This is a genomic window from Mesorhizobium sp. M1E.F.Ca.ET.041.01.1.1, assembly GCF_003997355.1.
In the GTDB taxonomy this organism is placed as follows: domain Bacteria; phylum Pseudomonadota; class Alphaproteobacteria; order Rhizobiales; family Rhizobiaceae; genus Mesorhizobium.
The window spans coordinates 1-10,977 of sequence record NZ_RZSL01000165.1; the positions used below are offsets into that span (position 1 = coordinate 1).

General features: G+C 65.0%; 11 protein-coding genes and 1 pseudogene. All 12 read right to left on the reverse strand.

The window, feature by feature from the left end; all coding sequences use genetic code 11:
• Positions 1 to 204 (reverse strand): sigma factor (locus EOA38_RS15740; RefSeq protein ID WP_281060102.1); only part of this gene is annotated, 204 nt, incomplete at its 3' end.
• A 450-nt stretch (positions 205 to 654) separates the two neighbouring features.
• A complete protein-coding gene (gene ugpC, locus EOA38_RS15745) occupies positions 655 to 1,713 on the reverse strand; it encodes a sn-glycerol-3-phosphate ABC transporter ATP-binding protein UgpC (protein WP_126091618.1) in 1,059 nt (352 codons plus the stop codon).
• Positions 1,714 to 1,750: 37 nt separating this feature from the next.
• Positions 1,751 to 2,572 carry a carbohydrate ABC transporter permease gene (locus tag EOA38_RS15750; RefSeq protein ID WP_126091617.1) on the reverse strand — a complete coding sequence of 274 codons (822 nt, stop codon included), beginning with the start codon at positions 2,570 to 2,572 and terminating at the stop codon, positions 1,751 to 1,753.
• The gene (locus EOA38_RS15755; RefSeq protein ID WP_126091616.1) at positions 2,573 to 3,511 is read right to left on the reverse strand and encodes a sugar ABC transporter permease; all 939 of its coding nucleotides are present in this window, start codon (positions 3,509 to 3,511) and stop codon (positions 2,573 to 2,575) included. It abuts the gene before it with no gap.
• The gene (locus EOA38_RS15760; RefSeq protein ID WP_126091615.1) at positions 3,511 to 4,848 is read right to left on the reverse strand and encodes a sugar ABC transporter substrate-binding protein; all 1,338 of its coding nucleotides are present in this window, start codon (positions 4,846 to 4,848) and stop codon (positions 3,511 to 3,513) included. The genes EOA38_RS15755 and EOA38_RS15760 overlap by 1 nt, the downstream gene beginning before the upstream one ends.
• Before the next feature lie 64 nt (positions 4,849 to 4,912).
• Positions 4,913 to 5,572, reverse strand: a complete 660-nt coding sequence (locus tag EOA38_RS15765) for a GntR family transcriptional regulator (RefSeq protein ID WP_040973628.1) — start codon at positions 5,570 to 5,572, stop codon at positions 4,913 to 4,915.
• Positions 5,573 to 5,594: 22 nt separating this feature from the next.
• Positions 5,595 to 6,479 (reverse strand): dihydrodipicolinate synthase family protein, encoded by an 885-nt coding sequence (locus tag EOA38_RS15770; RefSeq protein WP_126091614.1) that lies wholly within the window; start codon positions 6,477 to 6,479, stop codon positions 5,595 to 5,597.
• Between the two features lie 104 nt (positions 6,480 to 6,583).
• Positions 6,584 to 7,972: a chromate efflux transporter gene (gene chrA / locus EOA38_RS15775; RefSeq protein WP_126091613.1), complete on the reverse strand. Its 1,389-nt coding sequence runs from the start codon at positions 7,970 to 7,972 to the stop codon at positions 6,584 to 6,586.
• Positions 7,969 to 8,787, reverse strand: a complete 819-nt coding sequence (locus EOA38_RS15780) for a sulfurtransferase/chromate resistance protein (protein WP_126091612.1) — start codon at positions 8,785 to 8,787, stop codon at positions 7,969 to 7,971. Before EOA38_RS15780 ends, chrA begins: the two co-directional genes overlap by 4 nt.
• Positions 8,788 to 8,926: 139 nt before the next feature.
• The gene (locus EOA38_RS15785) at positions 8,927 to 9,703 is read right to left on the reverse strand and encodes an SDR family oxidoreductase (RefSeq protein ID WP_126095718.1); all 777 of its coding nucleotides are present in this window, start codon (positions 9,701 to 9,703) and stop codon (positions 8,927 to 8,929) included.
• Between the two features lie 11 nt (positions 9,704 to 9,714).
• Positions 9,715 to 10,527, reverse strand: a complete 813-nt coding sequence (locus EOA38_RS15790) for an SDR family oxidoreductase (RefSeq protein WP_126091611.1) — start codon at positions 10,525 to 10,527, stop codon at positions 9,715 to 9,717.
• Positions 10,524 to 10,977: pseudogene (locus tag EOA38_RS15795) on the reverse strand (sugar phosphate isomerase/epimerase); the annotation flags it as partial. The pseudogene EOA38_RS15795 and the gene EOA38_RS15790, both read right to left, overlap by 4 nt.

A 10,977-nucleotide genomic window follows, 5' to 3' on the forward strand; every position in this document is an offset into this window, starting at 1 on the left:
GGTGTAGGAGGCGTTGCGCACGATGGTGAGCAGCCAGGCGCGCGGATTGCCGCCGGCAAAGCCGGCGATGCCGGCATGCGCCTTGAGGCAAGCTTCCTGCACCACATCCTCGGCGTCCGCTGCATTCCCGGTCAGCCAGCGGGCGAGCGACAGCGCGTCGCCGAGATGCGGCAGCACCACTTCGGCAAAACGCGCGGCCAGCATTCTTTCGCTCAACACCGTTCCACCGTCGGGCGCTCCGGCCGGGGGTCTGCAGCCACCTTCAGCGGGTGGCGGCGGTCTGTCCCTGCTCGTGCGGGTGAAGATCGCTCTTGCAGGCGAAGATCCCTGCTTTGGTGGAGGTGAAGGCATAGGTGTCACCGGAGTCAAGCGCCTCGGAACGGAACGGCGCATCACCAGGTCAGGCCCGCTGGCAGGACGGCGATGCCAAAAGCACTTTGGTCCAGCTCAGCCGCTCCAGGGGCCGGCGCCGGCCTATGCCCCGCCTCCCGCCGTTCGCGTTGTCGCGATGGGTCATGTCGGTCTCCCGCAACGCCATGAGCGGCGTATGTCCAGAAGACCGATGGAACCGGCGGGTTATTCCCGAATGATCAGTCTTTTTCGATCACGCTGACGTGATCGATTGTCACTCGACGCTCGTGAGGATTGCAGCGATCAGATGCGCCGACCGGTCTTGGCGTCGAACAGATGCGCTAAGGCGCGGTCGACCTCGATCCGCACACCCTCGCCTTGCTTCAACGCCAGCCGCTCGCGGAACAGGCAGGAGATCGCTTCGCCGCCACAGTCCACCGTGGCGAAGATTTCCGAGCCGGTCGCCTCCATGAGGGTGACGGTGCCGGGGACGCCTTGACCGGTCGCCCGGATGTGTTCGGGACGGATGCCGTAGACCAATTCCCTGCCCGCAGCCTCGCTCGGCTGGATGCTTTCCGGCAGCGGCAGCGTCAGCCCGCCGGCGCTGCGGAAGATGCCCTCCTCGATGTGGCCGTGGATGAAGTTCATGGCGGGCGAGCCGATGAAGCCGGCGACGAACAGATTGGCCGGGCGGTCGTAGAGATCGAGCGGCGCGCCGATCTGCTCGACAAGGCCATCATGCAGCACCACGATCTTGTCGGCCATGGTCATGGCCTCGATCTGGTCGTGCGTGACATAGATCGTGGTGGTGCCGAGCCGCTGATGCAGCGCCTTGATCTCGCCGCGCATCTGGACGCGCAGTTTGGCGTCGAGGTTGCTGAGCGGCTCGTCGAACAGGAACACCTGCGGATCGCGCACGATGGCGCGGCCCATGGCAACGCGCTGGCGCTGACCGCCGGAGAGCTGGCGCGGATAGCGGTCGAGCAGCTTTTCGAGACCGAGAATGCTCGCTGCCCGCTTGACCCGGCTCGCGGTATCGGCCGGATCGGCCTTCTTGATCCTGAGCGCGAAGCCCATATTGTCGGCCACCGTCATATGCGGGTAGAGCGCGTAGTTCTGGAACACCATGGCGATGTTGCGGTCCCGCGCCCTGAGGTTGTTCACGGTGCGCTCGCCAATGGCGATCTTGCCGCCCGATATCGTTTCAAGCCCCGCGATCATGCGCAGCAGCGTCGACTTTCCGCAGCCGGACGGCCCAACCAGGATGACGAACTCGCCATCCGCGATATCGACGCTGACGTCGTGGATGATCTTTGCGCTGCCGAAAGCCTTCTGCACATTGTTGATGCTTACCGATGCCATTGCGTGTCTCCAAAGAAAGTGACGGCGGATCAGGCGCTCAGCCGCCCTTGACCGCACCGGCGGTCAATCCCGCGACGATCTGCCGTTGCGCGAACATGGTGAGCACGAGCACCGGCAGCGTGACCACGAGCGCGGCGGCGGCGAGCGGCCCCCAGCTCACCTGCTCGTAGGACAGCATGTTGTAGACGGCGACCGGCAACGTCCGTGTCTCGCGGCTGGCGAGCACCACGCCGAAGACGAAGTTGTTCCACGAGAAGATGATCGACAGGATGAAGGCGACGACGATGCCGGGCTTGGCGATCGGCAGCGCCACCAGCTGGAACACCTGCCAGGAGGTGGCGCCGTCGATGTTGGCCGCCTCCTCCAGCTCCATCGGCGTCGTCTCGAAATAGCCGATCATGACCCAGACCACGATCGGCACCGTCACCACCAGATGGATGATGATCTGCGGCCAGAGCGTGCCGAGGATGCCCAACCATTGGAACAAGAGGAAGAGCGGGATGAGGTAGGAGAGCCCCGGCGTCATGCGGGCGATCATGATCACGACCGCCGAGCGTTCCGCCTTGAGCCTGGCGATGCCATACCCGGCTGGCACGCCGATCAGCAGCGCCAGCAGCGTCGCCGTGCCGGTCACCAGCACCGAATTCCACATATAGAGCAGGAAATTGTTCTCCTCGAACACCTTCGCATAGTTCGACCAGGCGAAGCGCTCGGGGATCAGGATCGGCGGATAGGCGCCGTTGTCGATCTCGAACTTCAGCGACAACGAGATCATCCAGAGGAAGAACAGGATGGCCGGCGAGACCAGCACCAGCGCCGCGAAGAACAGGCCCAGCTTGTTGAGAAGCCGCGAGCTCATTTATTTGCCCTCCGCGTCGATCCATTGCGAACGCTGGCGCAGCATCAAAAGGATGAAGGACAGCGCCACGATGACGATGAAGAAGACGACGGCCATGGCTGAGCCATAGCCCATGTCGTAGTAAGAGAAGGCGGTGTTGTAGAGATAGATGTTGATCGTCTCCGAGGCCGTGCCCGGCCCGCCCTGGGTCATCGCGTAGATGATGTCGAAGCTCTTCAGCGCATCGATCGTGCGGATGATGACCGCGATCATCAGGAACGGCGCGATCATCGGCAAGGTGAGATAGCGGAACTGCTGCCAGGCATTGGCGCCGTCGATCTCGGCGCTCTCGAACGGCTCGCGCGGCACGGAAGCCAGCCCGCCCAGCACAATCAGCATCACCAGCGGCGTCCACTGCCAGGTCTCGACCGCGACCAGCGAAGGGATGACCGTGTTGGCGTTGAATATCCACTCTTGCGCCGGAATGCCGACCAGCGACAAGAGATAGTTGAGCACGCCGAGCTGCGGATGGAACATCATCGTCCAGACCAATGCCACGGCAACGGGTGTGGCCATCATCGGCATCACGAAGATGCCGCGCAGCAGGCCGCGCAAGGCAAACCTGGCGTCGAAGATGAGGGCGGCGACAGTGCCGAAGAACATCGGCGCGACGACCGACAGGAACGTGTAGGTCAAGGTATGCCAGAGCGATTCCCAGAAGCGCGGATCGCTCGCCAGGCGCAGATAGTTTTCCATCCCGGCAAAGCTTCGCGACTGGCCGAGCGTCCAGCTGTTGACGCTCATCCACAGCGTGAAGGCCCACGGAAAGACGATCACCGCGCCGACGACGACGAGCGCGGGGACGACGAAAGGCCAGTAGTTGGGAGCCAGCCGGACCGGCTGGCTCTCCTCGATGGCTTGCGTCGTCGCCCCCGCGCGTTCTGGGGCGATGGCGGACATCAGCCTTGCTCGCTCCTGTCGAGAACCGGCTGGAACTGCTCGGTGGCCTTCTTCAGCTCGGCGGCGGGATCGGCGCCGGCAATCATGTTGGTCAGCGCCACGCCATAGATATCGCGGAACTCGGTGACCGGGATGATGACCGGCAGCGCCAGCCGGCTGATGTTGCCGGAACCGACCACGGCATCGAGCCAGCTCGGTGGCATGGTGACGCCTGCGCGCACCTTTGGATCCTCCAGCACGGATTTGCGGAACGGCACGCCGGCGCCGGCCTGCAGCAGGCGCGCGCCCATGGCCGGCGATACCGCCCACTGGCAGAATAGATAAGCCGCTTCCTTCTTCGTGCTGGCGGAGGTCACGCCGATGCCGTCGCCGAACGTACCCGAGGCATGCGCTTTCGGTCCCTTTGGCATGACGCCGTAACCGACCTTGCCGACCACCCGCGATTTTTCCGGATTTTCCATCGGCGGCGCAAAGCCCACGCCGTCGAACCACATGCCGATCTTGCCTTGCAGGAATGCGGATTGCGCCTCGGCCCAGTTGAAGCCGGTGACGCCGGGAGGTGCCGCCTTGGTCATCAGCCGCTGGTAGAGGCTGGCGGCCTCGACCGCTTCCGGCGACGTCGTGCGCAGCTTGCCGTCGCTGCCGAGCGGCGTCATGTCGTAGCCGAGCATCAGCGACGTCCACACCGGGGTATTGGCGTTCTTGAGGCCGCGGGCGACGAAGCCGAACGTGTTGCTTGAGGGGTCGGTCAGCGCTTCGGCGGCGGCCACCAGTTGCTCGAAGCTCTCGGGATATTTCAGCCCCTTGGCGTCGAACAGCTCCTTGTTCCAGTAGAGGATCCAGTAGTCGACCGAGAACGGCAGCGAGCGCAGCACGCCCTTGTCGTCCTTGGCGAACTGCAGGCCGGCCTCGGCGAAGTCGCTTTCGACCAGTCCAGGATCGGTGAGGCCTGGATCGGCAAGGTAGCCGGAAATGTCGGCCAGCCAGCCGCCCTTCTCGAACTGCCGCTTCTGCACATGGTAGCTCAGATGCACGACGTCGAAGCTGGGCTTGCCGGAGCTGAGCTCGATCACCGTCTTCTGGCGCTGCTGCTGTTCGGGCGTCGCCTCCGCATTGACCTTGATGCCGGTCAGTTCCTCGAACTCGGCAAGGTTCTTCAGGATGGTGTCGCTGCGCGGGCTCTTTACCAGATTGACGTCGAGTGTCGTGCCGGCAAAGCGCTTCCAGTCGACGCCCGCGGCGAAGCTAGGCCGAAGACCGGCGAGACCGGCCGCGGCGAGTGCCGCAGTTCCCTGGAGCAGCTGCCTCCTGGTTGGACTGAACGGATTGGACGACATTTCTTCCTCCCGGTTGCTGTCGTTGTCGATTGCGCCGCGACGATTGCGGCACGGTCCTGCTTCCTCAAATCTGGAGCGCCAGCCGGCGCGCATTGTCGATATGCTGGCTGATCGCCTCGACCGCCTTCTGCGGATCGCGTTTCTCCAGCGCATCGATCACCGCCAGATGTTCGCGCATGACCGGCACGACGCGACCGTCGATGCGGAAGCGCTCCTGGTGGATGAGCCTGATCTTCACCGAATTGACCAGATAGGCCTTGGCGATGATTTCGTTGCCGAGCGCGCTGATGAAGGTGTCATGCATGGCCCAATCGATGTTCTGTGCCTTGGCTTCCATTTCCGGCGTCGGGGTCTGCGCCAGCGCCTGGGCGAGCATGTCCTCGTGCTCGCGCCTGAGACGCGCGATCTCGGCATCGGAAGCGTTGACGGCAAACAGCGCGACCGCCTCGCGCTCCATGAACAGGCGGAACTGGAAGGCCTCGCGGATCAGGCTGATGTCGATATGGGCGATCTGCATGCCGCGCTGCGGGATCGTGGTCAGCAGCCCCTCGGCCTCGAGCCGCGGCACGATCTCGCGGATGGCGCCAAGCGGCAGGCCGGTAAAGGCAACCAGCTCGCGCTGCGACACGAACTGGCCCGGCCTAAGGTCGCGGGCCAGCAGATGCCGCGTGAAGCTGGCATAGGCCTTTTCCCTCAGAGTTGCCGGTTCGCTCGTGTCGTCCATGCCGATCAGCGTCCTCCGCCGCTCATGCCGCTTGTGTCGAAAATAGCCTGTCGTAGGCGGCACCAAGCTGCTGTCGCTGCTGCAATGCCACCTCCTCGAGCGGCGGCCGGACCGTCAGCCAGCGTTCGTCGCCTGTCTGGCGCGCCACCATGGCCTTCACCGCCGGGATGACCGGATGCCTGAGCAATTCGAGGACGAAGCCCTCCACACGGGAATCGTCGCGCCCGCTTTCGATCATGGCGCGAAGCTCGCCCGCGGCGAAATTGGCCATGCCGGAAATCGCGCCCTGGCCGCCGATCCGCACCGCCGGCGCCAGATGCCGTTCGTCGCCGATCAGGATGATCAGGTCGCCATGCGTCTTGAGCACCGCTTCGCTGTACGCCCAGTCTCCGCCCGAATCCTTGACCCCGGCGACCACGCCCGGATACGCCCTGCGCAGCCGGCCGATCAGGTCGAGCGAGAGCTGCACCGTCGTGACCGAGGGGATGTTGTAGAGCAGCATGCCGCGGGCAAGCGGACCGAGCGCGGCGAACACGGCCGCAAACCAGCCGAACAACCCATCGTCGCCGACATTCTTGAAGTAGCTCGGCGGCGCGAGAAGGATGTTGCGGGCGCCGCGTTGCAGGGCCTGACGGCACTGCTCCGCAGCATCTTCCGCCGCGTCGACGAGCACGCCGGCGACGAGCTGATCGGCCGAGATACCTGACGCAAGCATGGCATCGATGACCGCCTGCCGCTCCGCCGTGCCGACGGAAGCGCCTTCGCCCGTGGTGCCGAACAGCGTCACGCTGTTGCAGCCGGCATCGAGACAGGCTCTGGCATGCGCGGTCATCAGCGGGATGACAATCCGCCCGGATGCGTCGAAGGGCGTAGTGAGGGCAACCGACAGACCAAAGCGCGACGCCACTGCAAAGTCTCCAAATTCATCAATCTGCAAGTAGCCGTATCATGCTGACATGTTAGTTGTAAACAAGCAGATCGATCACGCTTGGCTGCGGTCGGAAAGATTTTTCACAATGCCTGCAGAGCCAGTCCTGCCAGCGCCGATCCGGCCAGCGTCGGCAGCATGCCGGCTTTCAGCCTGAGCATGGCGACCATCGCAGCCGCCGACAGCAGCGCCGCGCGCCAATCGAGCGAGGAGTAGACCGGGACCTCCACGCCCCAACCGACACTCTCGACCTTGCCGAAGACGACATGCAGCGCGAACCACAGCGCGAGGTTCATGATGACGCCGACGACGGCCGCCGTGATCGCGCCGAGCGCCGCCGACAGCGCCTTGTTCTGCCGCAACTGTTCGATGTAGGGCCCGCCGAGGAATATCCAGAAGAAGCAGGGCGTGAAGGTGGCCCAGAGCGTCAGCACCGCCCCGAGCGACCCCGCAAGCAACGGGTTGATCGCGCCGGCATGGCGGTAGGCGGCGGCGAAGCCGACGAATTGCAGCACCAGGATCAGCGGTCCGGGCGTCGTTTCGGCAAGGCCGAGCCCGTCGACCATCTGCCCGGGCGAAAGCCAGCCGAACGAAGTCACCGCCGCCTGAGCGACATAGGCGAGAACCGCATAGGCGCCGCCGAAGGTGACGACGGCCATCAGGCTGAAGAAGCCGCCGATCTGCGTCCACACGCTTCCCGGTCCCGCCAGCACGGCGATCAGCGCCACCGGTCCGAGCCAGAGCGGCAGCCAGATGGCGATGGTGCGGGCCGCGTGCCATTTGGTCGGCACGGTGTGGCCAAGCTCGCCGCGCTCGAACATCAGGTCGACCACGCCGCTTCTGTCGGCGACGGTGCTGCCCTTGCCGTGCGCCGAGCCGGAAAACAGCCCTGGCGCGAAGCGATTGCCGATCCAGCCGATCAGTCCTGCCGCAAGCACGATCAGCGGAAACGGCAGCTTGAGGACATAGATGGCGAGGAAGGCCGCCACCGCGATGGCCACCATGGCGCGGTTCTTCAGCGCTCGTTTGCCGATGCGGATCACCGCCTCGACGACGACGGCAAGCACCGCCGCCTTGACGCCGAAGAACAGCGCCTCGATGACCGGCGCGTCGTTGTAGAGCATGTAGAAGCTGCTCAGGCCGAGCATGACCAGCGCGCCTGGCAATACGAACAATGTGCCGGCGACGAGGCCGCCCGCTGTCCGGTGCAGCAGCCAGCCGATATAGACGGCGAGCTGCTGCGCCTCGGGGCCCGGCAAGAGCATGCAGTAGTTGAGCGCGTGCAGGAAGCGTTCCTCGCCGATCCAGCGGCGCTCCTCGACCAGCTCCTTGTGCATCATTGCGATCTGCCCGGCCGGCCCGCCGAAGGAGAGCAGGCCGATCTTGGCCCACAGCCGCGTCGCCTCGCGGAAGGTCGGCGCGGCCGGGACTTCGGCCGGCCGCGCAGCGCCGTCCTTGGCAAGCACGGTCATTGTGCCTTGCCTCCGGCCGGCCAGTTATGCGTCTCATCGGTGGCGTCGCGGCACCAGCGGAAGAAGGCATCGTAGAGCAGCATGCTGGCTTCGAGTTGCTCCAAGTCGTCGCGGAACATGCGCGACAGGCCGAGCGAGGCGGCGAGGAATCCGGCCGCCTGCGGGACGAGATCGAGACGCGCCGTGTCCGCCCCGCGCACGACGAGCGCCAGACGATCGAGCGCTTCGATGCGCAGGCCGAATTCCTCGATCATCGTGTCGAAGGTGCAGCGCTCGCCGCGGTGGCTCCAGAACACGCCCTCGATGTCGAAGGGAACCGCGGCGAAGCGGTCGGCCACCAAATGCACCTCGGCCGGGTCGACGAACAGGAAGACGGCATCGGGATCGACGAAGCGGCGGATCAGCCACGGACAGGCGATGCGGTCGACCTTCGGGCGGGAACGGGTGACCCATACGGTGCGGCCCTTCTCGTTACGGGGCGGGATGGCGCTGGACGTGACCAAAGGGGCATTGCCGGCGGCCCAGGCCTCGAAGCCGCCTTCGAGCGATTCCGCAGGAATGCCTTCGTGGCGCAGCCACGCGGCGACGCCTTGCGACAGCTTCTGCCCCTTCTGGCAGATGACGACGGCTTTTGCTCCGGAGAACTCGGCAGCCCAGGTCGAGACGGTTCTGAAATCGCGCCGGCGGGATGCCGGCAGCAGGCGTGGATCGGCCTGGTAATCGTCATCGATGCGCACGTCGATGAGAACAGGCGCATCCGGCACCCCGACCAGACGGGCAAGTTGCGGGACAGTTATTGCGGTGGTTGATGGCATGGCGTCCACCTCCTGAACGAAGAGAGTTTGGACGCGATCGTTGGGCTGACGCCTCACGGGGTCGTCGCGGGGAACCCCTTGCAATGATGCTGGAACGGTCCCCGCCGATTGTCAAGGAAGAGCTTCTACGCTCGTCCCGTCACAGCGATGCCGTGATGCCGCCGTCGACATAGAGGACGTGGCCGTTGACAAAGCTTGATGCATCCGATGCCAGGAAGACCGCCGCCCCGATCAGTTCCTCGACCTCTGCCCAGCGGCCGGCAGGCGTGCGTTTCTCCAGCCAGGCGGTGAAGTCGGCGTCGGCGACCAGGGCGGCATTGAGTTCGGTGTTGAAATAGCCTGGACCGATCGCATTGACCTGCAGGCCATATCGCGCCCAGTCGGTCGCCATGCCCTTGGTCAGCATCTTCACGGCACCCTTGGTCGCCGTATAGGGTGCGATGCTCGTGCGTGCCAGCTCGCTCTGCACGGAGGCTATGTTGACGATTTTGCCGTGTCCGCGCGGGATCATGCGGCGTGCCACAGCCTGGCCGACATGGAACACGCTGTCGATATTGGTCGCCTTGAGCCTTTCCCAGGCATCCAGCGGAAATTCCTCGAGCGGCGCGCGAAACTGCGTGCCGGCATTGTTGAAGAGGATCTCGATCGGACCGATTTCGCTCTCGATGGCATCGACCGCTGCCGCCACGGCGGCCGCGTCGGTCACGTCGAAGGCGCGAGCGTGAACCTTATGGCCTTCGGCGGCGAGCCTTGCCCGCGCCTCCTCCAGCACGCTTTCGTTGCGCGCGTTGAGCACCAGCTCCGCGCCTGCTTCGGCCAGGCCGCGGGCGATCGCGAAACCTATCCCCTTCGAGGATCCGGTTACCAGGGCGAGCCGGCCGGAAAGGTCGAAGCGCTTGATGGCAGTTTCCCTCATCGTCACGTGCATCACCCCGGAAAGATCGTGAAGCCGCCGTCCACGCGGATCACCTGGCCGTTGATGAAGCGGGCGCGCGATCCGGCGAGGAAGGCGACAGCCTCGGCAATCTCTTCAGGCTCGGCATAGCGGTTCAGGGAACGCTTCGACGAATCCATCCTGGCCGGATCGACGACGCGCGTCGCCTGGAACCGGGCGGTTTTCGTCGCCCCCGGGCTGACTGCATTGACCCGCACGCCCTCGTCGATCAGTTCCTTGGCGAGGCAACGGGTATAGTGGACGACAGCGGCCTTGAGCGTCGAATAGACGACCTCCGGCGAGCAGCCGAGGTGAGCGGCCGCCGAGGCGATATTGATCACCGAACCTGACCCGCGCTTCACCATCGGCGGCACGAAGGCCTGGCAAACCAGCATGGTGCCGATCAGGTTGTTTTCGGTGAGCACCTTTATGTCCTCGTAATCGATGTCGAGGGCGTTGTTGGGGTTGGGCTTGGTTCCCTTGGCGCCGATGTCCCCGCCTGCGCAGTTGACGAGCACATGCACATCGCCGAGTTCCGCCTCGATCTTGCGCTTCATCTCGGCAACGGCGGCACGGTCGCCGATATTGCCGGTGACCGCGGTGACCCGGGTGCCGTGTCGTCCCAGGTGCCTTGCCGATTCACCGAGGTCGGCGAACTCGCCATACTTCGCCGGTTGGGTCCAGTCCAGGTCGTGGATTGCTACGTCCGCCCCGAGTTCCGCCAGCCGGTCGGCCATGACGTGGCCGAGGCCGCGTCCGGAACCGGTGACGAAGGCGGTGACGCCGCTGAGTTCGCGAGTTGTCATGAGGGGTTCTCCAGAGTCATGAGGCCGAGCTCCTTCATGTTGGCGGCGCTACGCCGGATCATGTCGAGCTCGTAGGAAACCAGGGCGCCGTCGACCCCGCGCTCCCAGGGAGTGCGGAAATCGGCATCGTCGGGCAGGCGATTCTTTTGCGCGGCGGCAAGGCAGGCGGCGAATTCGCGCGCGGTTTTCGGCGGATAGCCGTTCCACCAGTCGTCGAGAAGAAAGCGCACATGGCGCGCCTCGAGCGCGCCCGGCTCGAGCACGGCGGTGAGTTCGTCGTGCAGGTCGCCGAGCAGGGCCGCGAGGTCGCTGAAGGGCACGGCGCCGTCGCCGATGGCGCAGCGCACGAGCCGATATCCTTCGCCCGTGAACTGAACGCGGTAGTCCTTCAGGTGGACATGTCGCACATAGGGTGCGATGCGGCGGGTGAAGTCGAGCGGCGCCTCGGCG

Excerpts from the sequence above, each read along its gene's own strand:
- ugpC (WP_126091618.1), bottom strand. The coding sequence starts at position 1,713 with ATGGCATCGGTAAGCATCAACAATGTGCAGAAGGCTTTCGGCAGCGCA.
- EOA38_RS15750 (WP_126091617.1), bottom strand. The coding sequence starts at position 2,572 with ATGAGCTCGCGGCTTCTCAACAAGCTGGGCCTGTTCTTCGCGGCGCTG.
- EOA38_RS15755 (WP_126091616.1), bottom strand. The coding sequence starts at position 3,511 with ATGTCCGCCATCGCCCCAGAACGCGCGGGGGCGACGACGCAAGCCATC.
- EOA38_RS15760 (WP_126091615.1), bottom strand. The coding sequence starts at position 4,848 with ATGTCGTCCAATCCGTTCAGTCCAACCAGGAGGCAGCTGCTCCAGGGA.
- EOA38_RS15765 (WP_040973628.1), bottom strand. The coding sequence starts at position 5,572 with ATGGACGACACGAGCGAACCGGCAACTCTGAGGGAAAAGGCCTATGCC.
- chrA (WP_126091613.1), bottom strand. The coding sequence starts at position 7,972 with ATGACCGTGCTTGCCAAGGACGGCGCTGCGCGGCCGGCCGAAGTCCCG.
- EOA38_RS15780 (WP_126091612.1), bottom strand. The coding sequence starts at position 8,787 with ATGCCATCAACCACCGCAATAACTGTCCCGCAACTTGCCCGTCTGGTC.
- EOA38_RS15785 (WP_126095718.1), bottom strand. The coding sequence starts at position 9,703 with ATGAGGGAAACTGCCATCAAGCGCTTCGACCTTTCCGGCCGGCTCGCC.
- EOA38_RS15790 (WP_126091611.1), bottom strand. The coding sequence starts at position 10,527 with ATGACAACTCGCGAACTCAGCGGCGTCACCGCCTTCGTCACCGGTTCC.